Annotated in this window: 16 protein-coding genes and 2 pseudogenes; 15 read left to right on the forward strand and 3 right to left on the reverse strand. The window is 68.6% G+C overall.

Annotated features, from left to right (window positions below):
- Positions 1 to 4: 4 nt before the first annotated feature.
- The 9 genes and pseudogenes from LOK46_RS21845 (at position 5) to LOK46_RS21880 (ending at position 7,890) form a co-directional block, all read left to right on the forward strand.
- Positions 5 to 868 carry a CheR family methyltransferase gene (locus LOK46_RS21845; protein ID WP_273560506.1) on the forward strand — a complete coding sequence of 288 codons (864 nt, stop codon included), beginning with the start codon at positions 5 to 7 and terminating at the stop codon, positions 866 to 868.
- A 64-nt stretch (positions 869 to 932) separates the two neighbouring features.
- The gene (locus tag LOK46_RS21850; protein WP_273564662.1) at positions 933 to 1,277 is read left to right on the forward strand and encodes a response regulator; all 345 of its coding nucleotides are present in this window, start codon (positions 933 to 935) and stop codon (positions 1,275 to 1,277) included.
- A complete protein-coding gene (locus tag LOK46_RS21855; RefSeq protein WP_273560507.1) occupies positions 1,274 to 3,586 on the forward strand; it encodes a chemotaxis protein CheA in 2,313 nt (770 codons plus the stop codon). Before LOK46_RS21850 ends, LOK46_RS21855 begins: the two co-directional genes overlap by 4 nt.
- On the forward strand, positions 3,577 to 3,834 hold the full coding sequence (locus LOK46_RS21860; protein WP_273560508.1) for a hypothetical protein: 258 nt from the start codon (positions 3,577 to 3,579) through the stop codon (positions 3,832 to 3,834). Before LOK46_RS21855 ends, LOK46_RS21860 begins: the two co-directional genes overlap by 10 nt.
- Positions 3,835 to 3,933: 99 nt before the next feature.
- Entirely contained in the window at positions 3,934 to 4,317 is a 384-nt protein-coding gene (locus LOK46_RS21865) for a response regulator transcription factor (RefSeq protein ID WP_273560509.1), read from the forward strand.
- The gene (locus LOK46_RS21870) at positions 4,314 to 4,955 is read left to right on the forward strand and encodes a chemotaxis protein CheX (RefSeq protein WP_273560510.1); all 642 of its coding nucleotides are present in this window, start codon (positions 4,314 to 4,316) and stop codon (positions 4,953 to 4,955) included. The genes LOK46_RS21865 and LOK46_RS21870 overlap by 4 nt, the downstream gene beginning before the upstream one ends.
- A 122-nt stretch (positions 4,956 to 5,077) precedes the next feature.
- A pseudogene (locus LOK46_RS32945) lies at positions 5,078 to 5,734 on the forward strand (PAS domain-containing protein); the annotation flags it as partial.
- A 369-nt stretch (positions 5,735 to 6,103) separates the two neighbouring features.
- Positions 6,104 to 7,399 (forward strand): annotated as a pseudogene (locus LOK46_RS32950) (ATP-binding protein); the annotation flags it as partial.
- 179 nt (positions 7,400 to 7,578) lie between these two features.
- Positions 7,579 to 7,890, forward strand: coding sequence for a hypothetical protein (locus LOK46_RS21880; protein ID WP_273560511.1), 312 nt, complete (start codon positions 7,579 to 7,581; stop codon positions 7,888 to 7,890).
- Positions 7,891 to 8,110: 220 nt separating this feature from the next.
- On the opposite strand, the gene dps is transcribed toward LOK46_RS21880, so the two are convergent.
- Positions 8,111 to 8,647, reverse strand: a complete 537-nt coding sequence (gene dps, locus LOK46_RS21885; protein ID WP_273560512.1) for a DNA starvation/stationary phase protection protein Dps — start codon at positions 8,645 to 8,647, stop codon at positions 8,111 to 8,113.
- A 291-nt stretch (positions 8,648 to 8,938) separates the two neighbouring features.
- On the opposite strand from dps, the gene LOK46_RS21890 reads away from it, so the two are divergent.
- From LOK46_RS21890 to LOK46_RS21905, 4 genes are all read left to right on the forward strand, one after another.
- Complete coding sequence (locus LOK46_RS21890; protein WP_273560513.1) at positions 8,939 to 9,745, forward strand: SDR family NAD(P)-dependent oxidoreductase; 807 nt, start codon at positions 8,939 to 8,941, stop codon at positions 9,743 to 9,745.
- A 334-nt stretch (positions 9,746 to 10,079) separates the two neighbouring features.
- Positions 10,080 to 10,256: a hypothetical protein gene (locus LOK46_RS21895; RefSeq protein ID WP_273560514.1), complete on the forward strand. Its 177-nt coding sequence runs from the start codon at positions 10,080 to 10,082 to the stop codon at positions 10,254 to 10,256.
- 163 nt (positions 10,257 to 10,419) lie between these two features.
- Entirely contained in the window at positions 10,420 to 12,981 is a 2,562-nt protein-coding gene (locus LOK46_RS21900) for a PAS domain-containing protein (protein WP_273560515.1), read from the forward strand.
- A gap of 22 nt (positions 12,982 to 13,003) precedes the next feature.
- Positions 13,004 to 13,165, forward strand: a complete 162-nt coding sequence (locus tag LOK46_RS21905) for a hypothetical protein (RefSeq protein WP_273560516.1) — start codon at positions 13,004 to 13,006, stop codon at positions 13,163 to 13,165.
- A 94-nt stretch (positions 13,166 to 13,259) separates the two neighbouring features.
- Here LOK46_RS21905 and LOK46_RS21910 read toward each other — a convergent pair whose 3' ends face one another.
- Both LOK46_RS21910 and LOK46_RS21915 read right to left on the reverse strand, forming a co-directional pair.
- On the reverse strand, positions 13,260 to 13,670 hold the full coding sequence (locus tag LOK46_RS21910; protein WP_273560517.1) for an ester cyclase: 411 nt from the start codon (positions 13,668 to 13,670) through the stop codon (positions 13,260 to 13,262).
- Between the two features lie 102 nt (positions 13,671 to 13,772).
- Positions 13,773 to 14,846, reverse strand: coding sequence for a catalase family protein (locus LOK46_RS21915; protein WP_273560518.1), 1,074 nt, complete (start codon positions 14,844 to 14,846; stop codon positions 13,773 to 13,775).
- A gap of 225 nt (positions 14,847 to 15,071) precedes the next feature.
- On the opposite strand from LOK46_RS21915, the gene LOK46_RS21920 reads away from it, so the two are divergent.
- Together LOK46_RS21920 and LOK46_RS21925 are read left to right on the forward strand one after the other, a co-directional pair.
- Positions 15,072 to 16,154 (forward strand): catalase family protein, encoded by a 1,083-nt coding sequence (locus LOK46_RS21920; protein WP_273560519.1) that lies wholly within the window; start codon positions 15,072 to 15,074, stop codon positions 16,152 to 16,154.
- 38 nt (positions 16,155 to 16,192) lie between these two features.
- Positions 16,193 to 16,762, forward strand: a complete 570-nt coding sequence (locus tag LOK46_RS21925) for a type 1 glutamine amidotransferase domain-containing protein (RefSeq protein ID WP_273560520.1) — start codon at positions 16,193 to 16,195, stop codon at positions 16,760 to 16,762.
- The last annotated feature ends 75 nt before the right edge of the window (positions 16,763 to 16,837 follow it).

Below are 16,837 nucleotides of genomic sequence, written 5' to 3' on the forward strand. Positions count from 1 at the left end.
GCGCGTGGCGGACACCCCATCGCCGGTCTCCGACGCCGACTTCGCGCGCTTCTGCGAGTTCTTCTACCGGCGCACCGGCATCCTGTTCACGCCGGCCAAGCGCTACTTCGTCGACCGGCGCTTGGCGGAGCGCATGCAGGCCACCGCGTCCCGGTCGTTCGCGGTCTACCTCGCCCGCCTGCGCTCCGAGGCCAACTGCGAGATCGAGCACCTCATCAACGCCTTCACCATCAACGAGACCTATTTCTACCGCGAGGATCATCAGCTCCGCTGCCTGACGGCCTCGCTGCTGCCGGAAGTGGTCGCCGGCAGGCCGGCGGGTTCGGCCGTCCGGATCTGGTCGATGCCGTGCTCGACCGGCGAGGAGCCGTACTCGGTGGCGCTCTGGCTCTTGGAGAACTGGCCGGAGGTCGACCGCTACGACATCGAGATCGTCGGGTCGGATATCGACACCCGCGCGCTTGGGGCAGCCGAGGACGGCCTGTACGGGGAGCGTGCCCTGATGCGGCTCAACCCAAACCTTGTCGCGCGCTACTTCACCCCTGAGGAGACGCGCCTCGGGCCGGCCTGGCGCATCCTCGCCGACCTGCGGGATTCGGTCCGGTTCACGCCCTGCAACCTGACGGATGCGGCCGACATGGCCGGCCAGGGTCGGTTCGACGTCGTGTTCTGTCGCAACGTCCTGATCTACTTCGACGACGCCTCCCGGCGGCTTGCGGCGGACCACATCTACGATGCGCTCGTCCCCGGCGGCTTCGTCTGCCTCGGCCACACCGAGAGCATGAGCCGCATTTCCCCGTTGTTCAGGGTCTGCCGCTACGATGACGCCATCGTCTACCGACGGCCGCGGGAGGGCGAGCGTGTCTGAGACAGAACCCGGCTCCCTCGCCCCGCCGCGCGTGCTCGTGGTCGACGACGCCGGCCTCGTGCGGATGTACTACCGCGGCGCCCTGGAGCGCGCGGGCTTCGCTGTCGACGAGGCGCTTAACGGCGTCGAGGCGCTGGAGCGGGTCCTCAGCGCGACCTACGACCTCTTGGTCGTGGACGTGAACATGCCGAAGATGGACGGGTTCAGCTTCCTGCGGGCGCTGCGCGGGCGAGAGCCGCCGATCCGCTCGATCCCCGCCCTGATGACCAGCACCGAGGCCGGCGACGGCGACCGCGAGGCCGCGCGCGCGGCGGGCGCCAACTTCTACCTGGTGAAGCCGCTGTCGGAGGACGTGCTTGTCGCACACTCCCGTGCGCTCGCCGGCATCCCGGCGGGACGGCAGACGTGAACGAGCTCCTCGAACAGTTCCTGGTCGAGACGCGGGAACTCGTACAGTCCGCGACGGACGACCTCTTGGCCCTGGAGGCGTCACCGGGCGACGCGGAAGCGGTGAACCGGGTCTTCCGCGCCTTCCACACGCTCAAGGGCTCGGTCGGGCTGTTCGACTACCCGGCATGGTTCGCCGTCCTGCACGCGGCCGAGGACGGCCTGTCGGCGGCGCGGGCCGGGACGCTGGCCGTCGACGCCGCCCTGGTCGATCTGTCTCTTGAAACGTTGGATGCAACCGCGCGCTGGGCCGATGCCGTCGAGGCGACGGAGCGCCTGCCCGATGCCGCCGCATCCGAGGCCGCCGCCTTGTCCGAGCGGTATCGGTCACTCGTCTCGCGGGATCGAGCGGCCCCGGCGACGGAAGCGGTCGCGCTACCCCGGTGGGTGGACCGCCTCGTCGCGACCTCGGATGCCGCGGGGGCGGCGGCGATTGCGGTCCGCTACGAGCCCCGTGCGGATTGCTTCTTCTCCGGGGACGATCCGCTGGGGCTGGTGCGCAAGGTCCCGGGCCTCCGGGCCGTGAAGGTCGAGCCGGTGGCTCCGTGGCCGCCGGAGGAGGAGATAGACGTCTACGCCTGCAACCTGGTCGTAATGCTGCTGGCGTCCGCGCCGCGCGGCGACGTGGAGGCTGTATTCAGGCTCGTGGGCGACCAGGTCGCACTGGTCGAGGTACCTGCCGCCATCGGTCCCGCGCCCGGGGCGGGGCCTTCCGAGGCGTCGGGAGGGGTCGTTGATCCGGTCCTCGCCGCCGTGATGGCCGAGCAGGTCCGAGTGCTCTCCGCTCAGACCGACGCCTCTATCGAGGGCGGACGAGTCGAGTCGTGCGCGCGGGCTGCGGCTAACGCGCTGCGCTCGGTGGGGCGGGATCGGGACGCCGAGCTCTGCGAGGAGGTGGCCGGTCGCGACGCGAACGCCGTCGCCGCGGCGATTTCGTCCATCCTGTCGGAGCCGCCGCAAGCGATCTCCAAAGCCTCGGTTCCCCCGCCCGGCGGGGAGGAGGCCGGGGACGCCATGCGGCAGGATCCGTCGCCGGGCGCCGACGCGGTACGGTCGCTGAGGGTCGACGCCGTCCGGGTCGACGCGCTCGTCGCCGGCGTCGGCGAACTCGTCGTGGCTCGCAACGCACTCGGCCATCTTGCGGCCCGGGCCGAGGCCGGCGAGGACGCCGCGTCCCTCGCACGGGGGATCCGCGAGGCTGACGCCACCATCGGCCGCCTCGCGACCGCACTCCATCGCGGCGCGGTCTCGCTCCGGCTCACGCCGCTGTCGCAGGTATTCCGGCGCTTCGCTCGGCCGGTCCGCGAGGCAGCGCGCGGCCTCGGCAAAGAGGTCGAGCTCGACGTGCGCGGCGAGGACACGGAGGCGGACAAGGCCATCGTCGACAACCTGTTCGAGCCGCTCCTGCACGTGGTGCGCAACGCCGTGGACCACGGCCTTGAGGATGTGGAGACCCGCCGCCGGTCCGGGAAGCCCGCGGCCGGGCGCGTCCGCATCCGCGCCGGCCAGGACGGCGACGGCATCGTGGTCTCCGTCAGCGACGACGGGCGCGGCCTCGACCCGGCCTTCATCCGCCGCCGTGCGGTCGAGCGCGGCCTGCGCTCGGCCGAGGCGGTGGCGGCGCTGGACGACGCCGCGGTGACCGACCTGATCTTCGAGCCCGGCTTCTCGACCGCGGAAAACGTCGGGGCCCTGTCCGGCCGGGGCGTCGGCATGGATGCGGTGCGAGCCGCGGCGGAGCGCATGGGCGGCCGGGTGGGCGTCGACAGCCAGGTGGGCAACGGCACCACGGTCAGCCTCCACCTGCCGCGGAGCGTGGCCCTCGTCCGCGTGATGGTGGTCGCCGGAGGCGGGGCAACATACGGCGTGGCGATGGACGCCATCGAGGAGGTCGTGCGGCGTCCCCGGGCCGACGTCCATTCGGTCGCCGGTGGGACCGCGACGGTCCACCGTGGCCGGACGCTGCCCGTCGTCCCGCTCGCGGACCTGCTCGCCGAACCGATCCCGTCCATGTCCGGGCAGCGGAGCGACGCCCTGCTGCTCGTCGTGCACATCGGGGGGGAGCGTGTCGCCTTGGAGGTCGACGGCATCGAGGATCGCCTCGACACGGTCGTGCGTCCGCCGGTCGGTCTGGTTGGGACCGTGCCCGGCGTGGCGGGCACGGCCATGCTCGGCGACGGGCGGGTGCTGCTTATCCTTGACCCCGCTTCCATGCTGGCCGACCCTTCTACACCGAACCACGGGACGCACGGAGGCGAGCGATGGCCGTGAACCGCATAGCCGAGGCAGGAGCGAGGGGCATCGTACGCCTGGAAGGCGTCTGCCCGGTCGAGGATGCGGAGACGCTGGCCGGGCTGCTTCTGGAAGACCCGGCCGCGACGGTCGATTGGGGCGCCTGCACGCGCATGCACACCGCGGTCTACCAGGTGGTCCTGCGGTTGCGGCCGACCATTCTCGGCACGTGCGGCGACCCGTTCGTGGCCCGTTGGCTGAACACCCCGACGTCCAGGGACAATTAGCCTCCATCCTCTTTGCCGGTGACGCTATCCTGCCGCATATAGGCCGTGATCGGCCCGCACGGCGGACGCCCCGAACCTTCAAGTCCCGCGACCATACCGATGACGACCACAGCCCTCATCGTCGACGACAGCAAGCTCGCCCGCCTCGTGGTCGCGAAGCTCTTCAGACAACTTAAGCCGGATTGGGAGGTGGCCGAGGCCGCCAACGCCGACGCCGCCCTCGCCCTGGTCGGGGAGCGGCAGGTCGACCTGGCCCTGCTCGACTTCAACATGCCCGGCCGGGACGGTCTCGAACTCGCCGCCGAGTTGCGTGCGATGAAGCCCGGCATGCCCATCGCGGTGGTCTCGGCCAACATCCAGGACGAGATCATCGCGCGCGCCCGTAGCGTCGACGCCACCTTTCTGCCGAAGCCGCTGACCGAGGAGACGCTGTCCGGCTTCCTGTCCGGCGCCGCGCTCAGGCTGCGCAGGGCCGCATCGTGACGGCGGCGACCGTCGACCTCAGCGAGCTCCAGCGCGACGCCTTCACCGAGCTCGTAAACATCGGCGTCAGCCGGGCCGCAGCGAGCCTTCGCAAGATGATTGGCGTGCAGGTGATCCTGTCCGTGCCGTCCGTCGAGATCGTCTCCCAGGCGCAGGCCGCGCGCATGATCGGCGAGCGTGAGGCCTCCGAGCTCGTCGTCGTGCACCAGGACTTCACCGGCGCCTTCGCCGGCCGTGCCCTGCTGATCTTCCCGCAGGAGAACGGGCGCGAGCTCGTAAGGGCCGTCACCGGCGAGGATCTCTCCGCGGATGAAGCCGCCGAGATGGAGGACGAGGCGCTTACCGAAACCGGCAACGTCATCCTCAACGGCTGCCTGGCCACCATGGCGAACCTGCTGCAGCGTACGCTCAACATGTCGCTGCCCGAGGTGATGCGCGGCGACGGCCAGCGCATCTTCCAACCCGTGTCGGGCTCGGCCGGGGATGCGCTGGTGCTGTTCCTCTACATCAACTTCTCCGTGCGCGAGCGCGACATCCGCGGCTACATCGCCATGCTGATGGACCTGCCCGCGTTGGAGAACCTGAGGGTGCTGATCGACGACTTCGTCGAGCGCGCGATCGGCGAGACCGAGGCGTGACGGAGCGGTTCGACCTAGACGGGGCACGGCGCACCGCGCCGCCCACCGTCCGCGACGCGACCGAGGCGATGCGCCGGAACGCCGGTACCTTCGTCGTGGCGCTTGAGCGCACCCGGCAGCCGATGGTCGTCACCGACCCGCGCCTGCCCGACAATCCCATCGTCTTCGCCAATCGCGCGTTCCTCGCCTTGACCGGCTACGAGGCCGACGAAATCGTCGGACAGAACTGCCGCTTCCTTCAGGGCCCTGAGACGGACCCCGCCGCCATTGCCCAGGTGCGGGCTGCGGTGGCGGAGCGGCGCGAAGTCCAGGTCGCGCTCCTGAACTATCGCAAAGACGGCGGAACGTTCTGGAACGAGCTCTACCTCAGCCCGGTGTTCGACGAGCGCGGCGAGATCACGAATTTTTTCGCCTCGCAGGTCGACGTGAGCGGTGCCCGCAACGGCGATGCGGCCCGGGAGCGACTTGTCGGCGTCGAGCGACGGCTCGTCGACGCCCAGAAGCAATTGAAGATCACGCTGACGGCCGCCGGCGTGGCCGGCACCTGGGACTGGGATATACCGGGCAAGCGCCTGCACGTCGACGACCGCTTCGCCCTGCTCAACGGGATCGAACGGAACGGAGGGCTCGACGGCGTCCCGGTCAGCGCCTTCTTCAATCGCATCCACGGGGGAGACCGAACGCGGGTCAAGATCGCTGTCAGCGGCATCCTCAACGGAGCCGAGGTCTTCGACCGGGAGTATCGGTTGCAGGCGCCCGACGGCGGTATCCATTGGGTCCACGCCCGTGGCCGCTGCGTGTACGGCACGGACGGAACCCCCGTCCGGTTCACCGGCGCCCTCGTAGAGATCACGGAGCAGAAGCGGGTCGAGGAGCGGCTGCGCATCGCACAGACCGCCGGGCGCATCGGAACGTTCGAGTACGTGCCGAGCTTCGCGACGGTCGAGGTTTCGTCCCAGTTCTGCAACCTCCTCGGCATCATGCCGACGGAAACGCTTGCGGTCAGCGCCGTCAACGCGCTCGTGGTCCAGGGAAATTCCCTGCTCGACGCCGACCTGCGTACACCCGGCGAGCTGCCCTACGGCGAAATGCAGGTCAGGCTGGCCGGTACGGACGAACACCGCTGGCTGGCCCGGCGCGGCGAAGCCGTGCGCGATGATGCCTCCGCGGAGCTTCGGCACGTCGGGGTGGTCTACGACATCACGGCGATCAAGGCCTCCGAGGTCGCGCTCCGCGAGTTGAACGACACCCTTGAGGCCCGCGTCCGCGAGGCCATCGCCGAGCGCGAGCAGGCCGAGGAGCAACTGCGCCAATCCCAGAAGATGGAGGCGGTCGGCCAGCTCACGGGGGGCATAGCGCACGACTTCAACAACTTGCTGACCGGGATCGTCGGCTCGCTCGACCTCATGCAGACGCGCATTAACGAGGGGCGGACGGAGAACCTCACGCGTTACGCCGGCCTCGCAATGGCCTCCGCCCAGCGCGCCGCCGCGCTCACGCACCGTCTGCTCGCCTTCTCGCGCCGGCAGCCGCTTGAGGCCAAGCCCGTCGACATGAACCGGTTGGTCGGCTCGATGGACGACCTGCTGCGCAGGACCCTCGGCGAGCGCATCCGGCTGGAGGTCGTCGTCGCGGGCGGCCTCTGGCTGACGCTTTGCGATCCGAACCAGCTGGAAAACGCCATTCTCAACCTCGCCATCAATGCCCGGGACGCGATGCCGGACGGTGGCAGGCTGACCATCGAGACGGCCAACGCGTTCCTGGACGACGCCTACGTCGCCCGCGAGATCGGAGTGCGGGCGGGCCAGTACGTCTGCGTTTGCGTGACCGATTCCGGCACCGGCATGCCGCCCGACGTCATCGCCAAGGCGTTTGACCCGTTCTTCACCACAAAGCCCATCGGCCAGGGTACCGGCCTCGGCCTGTCGATGATCTACGGGTTCGCCAAGCAGTCCGAGGGCAACGTCAAGATCTACTCCGAAGCCGGGCAGGGCACGTCGGTGAAGCTCTACCTGCCACGCTACTTCGGCGAGGCGGAGGAGGATGGCACCGCCGCCGTCGAGACGCCGCGCGCGGAACATGGCGAGACGGTCCTCGTGGTCGAGGACGACGACACCGTTCGCACCCTTGTCGTGGAGGTCCTCGGCGAGCTCGGCTACGCGACGCGGGAGGCGCCCGACGGGCTGGCCGGCCTGCGCATCCTCCAGTCCGACGTGCGCATCGACCTCTTGGTCACCGACGTCGGGTTGCCCGGACTGAACGGCCGCCAGCTAGCGGACCAGGCACGGACGACCCGGCCGGACCTGAAGGTTCTCTTCATGACGGGCTACGCCGAGAACGCGTCCTTTGGGAACGGGCACCTCGATCCCGGCATGCAGATGATCACAAAACCCTTCCCCGTCGATGGACTGGCTACTAAGATTCGGTCGATCATCGAGTCCTGAGGCATGTCATCCCGAGGCTTACGGGGTTGAAGAGAATGTTTTTCGGTGGCCCGACCGCTCAGATGCAATTGATTCTTAGGGAACGGTTCCTCCAGTTTTTGCACAAAGGCCTAGTAGTCCTTTCCGCTGTCCACCCTACAGCGCCCCCGCTCGCCGACATTTACTTCAGCTAAGCCCCGATGCGGTTTGGCGACTACGCCGCCAAGCTCGGAGCGATCCCAGCTTCGAAGGCGCAACTGGCTATAGCAGAATGGCGGCTCGGCCCGCACGGCGACGAGGACGGTTTCCGCCATGTGGCCGCGGCGGTTTTCCACGACAACGAGGTGGTCTACGATCTGAATGCACAGCTCTGGGCGGATTCCGAACGCCAGCCTATCGAGGACGCCTCAATCAACTGGCCGGTCGCGGCCAGCCCTTACCGGACGGTAGCGACGCTTCGGCTTCTTCGACAGGATGCCTACTCACCCAAGCGGGTGCGCTACTTCGACTAGGTGATGACTCTCCGGCCGGCGTACAGCCTTGCGGAGCACCGGCCACTCGGTTCGGTGATGCGCGCACTGTTCCAGGCCTATCAAGCGCGGAGCGATTTTGGGCAACACGAGAATGGCGTGACCGCAGAGAACACAGCCTCGCCCGAAAGCATACCGGCTTGGCGCCACGCTTCTTACGAGCGCCCCTCTGCACGGTCAGGTACGGAGGGGCGACCACTGCTCAGTTGCGAGCGTCGCCGTCGCGCATCTGGCCCGTCTGCTCCTGGACGTGGGCTTCGAGGAACCAAAGTTGCTTGTCGACGGTGCGGGAGACCTCGGTGAATAAGTCCGCGGTATCGGGGTCGTCCGCCTCGTCGGTCTCGTCGATGTTCTCACGCACCGCGTTGGCATAGGCGGCGTAGCTGTCGATCAGTGCGGCGATATGGTCGGCGATGGCATAGATGCCGATCGGGTAGGCCGGGAGCTTGGTCGACCCTGCCACGACCTGCGCTGTGCCCAGTGCCGTGCCACCGAGTTGCACCGCCCGCTCGGCCACCTTGTCGTTGAGGCCGCTGATCTCGGCACGAAAACCATCGAGCATCAGGTGGATGCCGATGAACTGCGGCCCCTTGAGGTTCCAGTGGGCCTGCTTGATCGCGAGGGCGAGGTCGATGCCGTCGGCCAGCCGTGCATTCAGCGCTTCGATGGAAACCCTCTTGGCGTTAGAATTGGTGTTGTTGCGGGTCTGGTGAGTACGCGGGGTGCTGCTCGTGGCCATGCCTATGCTCCACTGTGTCGAGGCGGCAATAGTGGAGTGTGGAGGAGGTTCCCCAGTCGGAGCCTGACCTGCAAGGTTCGGAGGCCCCGCATCGTCCAGGGTGCATCGGTTCGACGCGGGGTCGTTGCGCCGATTGAAGTGGTCGTTCGGTCCAGGCCCACGCGAACGTCAAGCTTGTGCTCCCCCGGGGAGGATTAAGGGAACGGAACTCCCGTCAAAAGGCGGACTTCTCAACTACCGGTCCAGCCAGCCCCCTGGGTGGACCTCTCAAGATTTGACGGAACCGGATAAATGGATCTCGGCATCAGCGGACGGGTCGCGGTCGTGACGGGAGCCAAGTCGGGCATGGGCCGCTCGACCGCCGAACACCTTCTGCGCGAGGGCGTCCACGTCGTCCTGACCGACAAGGAAGGCCCCGAGCTGCAGGCCACGGCCAACGAACTTGCGGTGCTGGGCCAGGTTCGCCCCGTCGAGGCGGATCTCAGCACGGCCAAGGGGATCGAGGTGCTCGCCGCCTTCGCCAACATGGCCTTCGACGACAAGCCCACCATCCTCGTCTGCGCCGCAGGCATCACTGGTGCATCGGGGGACTTCCTCGAACTGACCGATGACGACTGGCTTGAGGCAATTCAAACTGATCTCATGGCTGGAGTGCGCGCGACTAGGGCGTTCATCCCCCACATGCGCAAGGCCGGCTGGGGCCGGGTCGTGCTGTTCTCCTCCGAGGATGCCGTGCAGCCCTACGTCGAGGAACTGCCGTATGCTGCGGCAAAGGCGGGTGTCCTGAACCTCGCTAAGGGCCTTTCCAAGGCTTACGGGCCGGACGGCGTACTCGTGAACGCGGTGGGGCCGGCCTTCATTGCCACGCCGATGACCGATGCTCAGATGGAGAAGAAGGCGAAGGAGAAGGGCATCTCTTTCGACGAGGCGGTCCAGCTCACGTTGGACGAGGAGCGTCCCGGCATCGTCGCCAAGCGCCGCGGACGCGCGGAGGAAGTCGCAGCCGCGGTCACGTTCCTCTGCTCGGAGCATGCCAGCTTCATCACGGGCGAGTTCCTTAGGGTCGACGGTGGCTCGGTCATGACCATGGGGGCTTGAGGCGCCGATCAGTCTATCTCGGCCCGGATGGGACTGCCTGTCGGACATCCTGAGGCCGACTACTGTAAGTAGCTGATAAAGTCAGGTCTTACGCGCCGTGCCGTGGTCCGGCAGTCGTTCGAGTCAGCCCCTGCTTCACGTGCTCTTAGCCAAATGGAAGGCAAGCTGCGGCACCGGCGAGGTGTTGTGCAACCGGTGGCGGCACGGACGGCGTCCCCGGTGCGAACGGTCTGGCCGTTTGCCGTTCCTGTCTCGACATCTCGGTATAGGATTGGGCCGGCGACCTTCCGGATCCTTCCGCGTTGTCCCTCGCTGTCGAGCGTAGGGCATGGCAATGGAAGGCGACATCGAATCCGGCGAAGTCCCGCCGGTGACCGAGGACATCGGCCTGCCGACGCCTCCCAGCCCCGGTCGGTTGCCCCCGCCGCACCTGCCTCCGCCCGATCAGGACCAGGGCTGGAGCGGTCAAGAAGGCGACGAACCTGCACCAACTGCCGGTGGCAAGGCGTGACAGGCCGTCCGATTGCCCGGCCCACCATCACGGGCGATAGCCGCCGCATGTGGCCACTCCAGTCGATTTTCCGCTCGCTCGCTCCAGGCGGCGACTTCCGCCGCCGAGGAACGAACCCTTGCCGGGATGCCCGCCGCGCCGCGGTGTTTGGGTCCGACCCGGCGTGATCGATCCGTTCCAGTTCCTCCCCGCCGGCGGTGTCACCGGCGCCGAGATCCGTAAGCGCGACTGGGCGGGCACCTCGCTCGGACTGCCCGGAACCTGGTCGCCGGCGCTCAAGGGCACGCTGGCGCAGATGCTCGCGTGCCCCACTGCGATGTTTCTCGCTTGGGGGCCCGATCTCCTGTGCTTCTTCAACGACGCGTACCGGCCGATCCTCGGCTACCGCGGGGACACGGCGCTGGGACGTCCTTTCCGGGAGGTCTGGGCCAGCATCTGGGACGAGATCGGCCCGCTCGTCGCCACGACGCTGGCCGGCGAGGGCACCACCGTCACCGACATGCCGCTCGACCTCTCGCGCGACGGCAGACCCGAGCGGGGTTGGTGGTCCTTCACTTACTCGCCCGCCTTCGACGAGGACGGTCGGATCGCGGGCCTGTTCTGCGTCACTGCGGAGACGACCGCCCGCGTCGTCGGCGAGGCGGCGCTCCGGGAGAGCGAGGACCACTACCGGCACACGGTCGAGCTGAACCCGCAGGTGCCCTGGACCTGCGACCCGGAAGGAAACATCACCTCGTTCTCGAACCGGTGGCTGACCCTGACAGGCCAGGGGCCGCGCGAGCCCTACGGGTCCGGCTGGATCAAGGCGGTCCATCCCGAGGACATCCCGTCGACGGTCACGGTCTTCACGGCCTGCCTTGCCTCGGGCGACCCCGTCGACGTCGATTACCGCCTGCGCATGGGCTCGACAGGCGAGTACCGCTGGATGCGCGCCCGCGCCCAGCCGCGCCGGGACGGAACCGGCGCCATCGTCTCCTGGTACGGCGTCGTCGAGGACATCCACGACCGCAAGCTCGCCGAGCGCGACCTGCGCGAGCTCAACGCGCACCTGGAGCGCCGCATCGAGGAGGCGCTCGCCCAGCGCAAGCTCTGGGCGGACGTCTTCGAGATCACCGAGGCCCTCGTCTGCGCCCTCGACCCGGAGTTCCGGCTGCTCGCCCTCAACCGGGCCTACGCCGACGAATTCGAGGCCATCTACGGCATCCGGCCCCAAGTCGGCGACGACCTAATCGGCCTGCTCTCGCACGACCCCGACCAGCAGGCACAGGCCCGCGCCGTCTGGTCCCGGGCGCTGACGGGCGATGCCTTCACGCTGGTCGAGGATTTCGGCGACCCCGACCGCAAGCGGCCCTACTACGAACTCGCCTTCACCCCGCTGCGCGACGCGGACGGCCGACGCATCGGCGCTTTCCAATACGCGACCGACGTGACCCAGCGGCTGCGCGACCTCGAACAGCTCGCCAAGGCCGAGGAGGCCCTGCGCCAAGCCCAGAAGATGGAGGCTGTCGGCCAGTTGACCGGCGGCGTCGCCCACGACTTCAACAACCTGCTGACCATCATCCGCTCGTCGATGGACCTGCTGCGCAAGCCCGACCTGCCGGAGGAGCGGCGGCGACGGTACATCGACGCGGTCTCCGATACGGTCGACCGAGCCGCCAAGCTCACGGGCCAACTCCTCGCCTTCGCCCGCCGCCAGTCTCTGATGCCGGAGACGTTCGACGTCGGCGCGCGCATCGCCTCGACCGCGGACATGCTGTCTTCGGTCACGGGTGCCCGCATCCGGGTCGTCGTCGAGGTCCCGACGGCGTCCTGCCACGTTTTTGCCGACCCGACCCAGTTCGACACCGCGCTGATCAACATGGCGGTCAACGCCCGGGACGCGATGGACGGCGAGGGCACGCTGACGCTGCGCCTCGAATGCCGCCGCGGCCTGCCCGAGATCCGCGGGCACGCCGGCACGCGCGGGCCGTTCGTCGCGGTCTCGGTGATCGACCAAGGTACGGGCATCCCCCCGGCGACGCTCCCCCACATCTTCGAGCCGTTCTTCACGACCAAGGACGTGGGAAAGGGGACCGGCCTCGGACTCAGCCAGGTCATCGGCTTCGCCAAGCAGTCCGGCGGCGACGTCGACGTCGCCAGCGTCCCTGGCCGCGGGACGGCCTTCACCCTGTACCAGCCCCAGGTCGACGCCCCCGCCGTGGAGGCGCCGGACGAAGGGACTGCGGCGTCCGACGGCCGGGCGCTGCGCATCCTCGTCGTCGAGGACAACCTCGATGTCGGGCGGACCTGCACGCAGATCCTTGAGGAGCTCGGGCATTCCACGGTCTGGGCGAAGAACGGCGAGGAGGGCCTCTCCGAGATCGAGCGCGATCCGGACCGGTTCGACGCGGTGTTCTCCGACGTGGTGATGCCGGGGATGGGCGGCATCGCGATGGCCCACCGCATCAGGGCGCTGCTGCCGGACGGTCCGGCCGGACGCATCCGGATCGGGCTCGTCCAATCGGTGTCTGAGGCGCAGGATCTCCGCCTCAAGCTCCTCGCGCGACAGCGACTTCAGGTCCGAACCGCTCAAGATCCGTTACTCTCGATGGCCCGGCCAACCCGCAACCGCTCATGTCCTGGGGCCAAGTTGCAGTGGCGTGGCCGGTTCCACCCGGCCGTGCCGCAATCGAAGACGGGCCAGGGACGGTCGGCCATAAGCATCCGATGCCCGTCCCGCGCGTAGTCGCAAGCCGACGGAGGTGACCATGCCCGAAGACAAGGACCGCATCGAAGAGCTACCCGCGCCGACCGAGGATCTCGGCCTGCCGACGCCGCCCAGCCCGGGGCGGGTTCCGCCGCCTCATCTGCCGCCGCCACCTGAGGCCGAAGCATCCCCGCCCAAGCCGCCTTCCGAAAGCCGCGCCTGACCCGGCGCCGGACCATGGAAATACCTTCACCGGCCGTCGTATCGGGACCAACCTCGCCGGGCCCTCGTATCTCGTTCGCCTGGGGTGCGACGCCTCAGGTCTCGACGGCGCCGATCTGCTTGAGCAGGGTGAGGTTGTCCATGAGCGCCCAGTGCTCGGCAAGCCGCCCGTCCGAGACCCGGAAGTAATCCATGACGGCGATGTCGACCGTGTTGCCCGTGGCCGCCTTGCCCTGGAAATCGCCGGTGTGGCGGCCGGTGAAGCGCAGCCGCGCCAGCACCCTGTCGCCCTCCGTGATGACCTCGGCGACGTGCATCTCGATGTCCGAGAATGCCCCGTGCAGCACCTCGCCAAGCCTGGCGACGCCCGCCGGCCCCCGGACCTCGAAGTCGAGGCCGGGGTCGTGGCGGACAAAATCCGGGGCGATGAAGCGTTCCCACCACGCCGCGTCGCGGTCCCTGAATGCCGTGAAGTAGTGGCGGACCAAGTCCTTGTTCGCTTCCATCGAGTTCCTTCGACGTCCCGGCGCGGATCGACAATGGCACCCGGGAAGGTGACGGGGAGCGACTTGCCCCATGCGCCTTCCCGCATGCTCCTCAAGGCGAGCTCAACGCCCCGTGGGCTCGTGAATCGGGCAGCCGTTGAACCGCTGCCGGAACTCCGCCGAGTGCTTGTAGGGCGCGTTTCGGGCGCGGTTGATGTTGCCCAGCGGCCTGTGGGCTTCCAACCCGGTCCAGACGCTGAACCGCATGCGTTCGTCGACGGCGTCGACACGCCCGGGCTCCCAACTGTCCTGGGGGCGGACCCGGATCGTCGCGACCTTCCGGAAGGGTGCCTCGTCTTCCTTCCACTCCACTGTGGGATCCTCGACCGGCTGGCGTTCGAGGTCGCGGCAGAGCTGCACCCGGAACTCCCACACGCCCTCGACGGCACGCATCTCGGACCGCACCGTCTCGCGGATGGCGTTCGGGCGACCGGACGCGTCGATCTCGTTGCCGGTCAGGTCGGTCAAGCCTGGCGAGACTGGTACGATGGAGAACTTGGCGATGTAGTCGCCGTACCGGAACGGCGTGACGCTGTAATAGGTCTCGCCGAGCGGGTCGACGTTCGGCGCGCCGCCGAGCGAGCCGATGGTCGGGCTCTCGACCCCTACCGCTTGCAGCGCCTTGTTGACCCCTCTCAGCACCGTCGAGGCAAAGACCTTCAGTCCCTCGGCCCGGTCCGTGGTGCCGGCGAGCAGCTTCAGGCTGCCCAGGAACTTCTTCGCGTTCGGGGCCTGGAAGACGGGCCCGTTGACCATGATGAAGTTCTGGGTCGTGCCCTCGGCGTCCGGTAGGCGTTCGCCCGGCACGTCGAGGACCTTCAAGGCCAGGCCACGCGGCAGCGAGACGGCGTCCGGCAGGATGTCGCCCGCATTGGTGGACAGGCGCATGAAGACCTTGTGCTCGCCCGGCGTCGCGAACAGGCCCTGGGCAAGCTCGGGCGGAATGCCCGCCTCGACCGTCAGGGTCCCTTCCAGGATGCCGTGGGCCTTGGCGTGCACCGAGCGCACCGCGTGCCCGGAGTCCTTCGCGACCCTCTCCAGGATCGTGTCGAAGGTCTCGTTCAGCCCGGCGATGGTCTCGCCCTCGTCGGGCTGAACGGTCTCGACGTCGGGGCTGTAGCGGACAAGTGCGTGCAAGGTCGGGCCTCCTTTGTTCGGCTCCGGACAGAACCGGGTGGAACGGGCGACGTTCCCGATTGCGGGCCACTCGATCGCCCGTGAACGATCTCGGGAATGTCGCGTTGCCGGGTTGCCAGTCGTGGGGTGCACCCTCGCGGACTTGCAGTCCCACGGCCTGAGGTCGGGCCAGGAACGTCATGCGTTCGGCTCTTCCCGCGGTCGGGCCGCAATGGAGAGACCGCCATGTCCAGCCTTCGCTACGCTCCCGACATCGAGCGGCCTGCGCCGGATGAACAGGAGACCATCGACGGCATCATCCAGGGCATGACCCAGCAGTCGCAGACGGTCGAGAAGCGCGAGCACCATGCGGTCCGCGCGAGCCATGCCAAGAGCTCGGCCTGCGTCGTCGGGGAGCTGGTCGTTTCGGAGAACCTGCCCCCGGAACTCGCGCAGGGCCTGTTCGCCAAGCCCGGCACGCACCCCGTCGCCGTGCGCTTCGCGCAGGGGCCCGGCGAGACCCTGGGCGACCGGGTGTCGACCCACCGGGGCATGTCGATCAAGGTGTTCGGCGTGCCCGGCGAGAAGCTTCCGGGGCACGATGTCGAGACCCAGGACTTCGTGCTCGCCACCGGCACCACCTTCCCGTCGGGCACGGCGGCGGGCTTCCTGCGGGACGGCACGGTGATCGGCAAGTCGACCGGCATGCCGGAGGGCGTGAAGAGCGCGGTCTCGGCCGGCGCCCGCACCCTCAACAAGGTGCTCCACGCCTTCGGGACCGAGAGCGCCATGGCGGACTTCTTCGGCCATCCCTACAGCCATCCGCTCGCCGACAGCTACTTCAGCCAGGCCCCGATGCGGTTCGGCGATTACGTCGCCAAGCTCGGTGCGGTGCCGGCGACGCAGGCGCAGCGGGACCTCGCCGAATGGCGCCTCGACCCGCACGTGGACGAGGACGGCTTCCGGCATGCCACGGTCGCGTTCTTCCGCGACGACGACGTGGTGTTCGAATTGAAGGCGCAGCTCTGGGCGGATGCCGAGCGCCAGCCCATTGAGGATGCCTCGGTCGACTGGCCGGTCGCGATCAGCCCCTACCGCACGGTGGCGACGCTCCGTCTGCCCCGGCAGGACGCCTACTCCCCCGAGCGGGTGCGCTACTTCGACGAGGTGATGACATTCCGCCCCGCGCACAGCCTCTCGGCGCACCGCCCCCTCGGGTCGATCATGCGGGCGCGGCTCCAAGTCTACCGGGCGCTGAGCGACTTCCGCCATCGGGAGAACGGCGTCACCGCCGAGAACACCGCCACGCCCGAGAGCATCCCGGCCTGAGCTTACCCCTTCCCACATCCCGCAGAGAGGAATGACACATGACCCTTCAGGGAAAGACCATCGCCATCCTCATCGCCCCCCGGGGGACGGAGGAGCCGGAATTCACCAAGCCCCGCGAGGCGCTGCTCGCCGCCGGCGCGACGGTCACGGTGGTCGGGCTTGAGGCAGGCGAGGCCGAGACGGTCAACAACGACCTCGACCCGGCCGGCAAGTACCCGGTCGACAAGGCCATCGACGGCGTGTCCGCCTCGGACTTCGACGGTCTCGTCATCCCCGGCGGCAGCGTCGGGGCCGACAAGCTCCGCGGCAGCGAGGCAGTGGTCGAGTTCGTGCGGGACTTCTTCCGGCAGGCCAAGCCGGTCGGCGTCATCTGCCATGGGCCCTGGACCCTGGTCGAGGCCGACGTCGTGAAGGGGCGCAAGCTGACCTCGTTCCCGACGGTGAAGACCGACATCCGCAACGCGGGCGGGGAATGGGTCGACGCGGAGGTGGTGGTCGACAAGGGCCTCGTCACCAGCCGCAACCCGAAGGACCTGCCCGCTTTCTGCGCCAAGATCGTCGAGGAGTTCGCCGAAGGACGCCATCCGGACCAGGCCCGCAGCGCCTGACCGGGGCGTGGGTCAGGACGACCCTCACACGACCTTTCGGCGCGGTTCGTAGGCCGTGCCGCATCATGCGGGACA

The organism is Methylobacterium sp. NMS14P (assembly GCF_028583545.1).
Classification (GTDB): Bacteria; Pseudomonadota; Alphaproteobacteria; order Rhizobiales; family Beijerinckiaceae; genus Methylobacterium.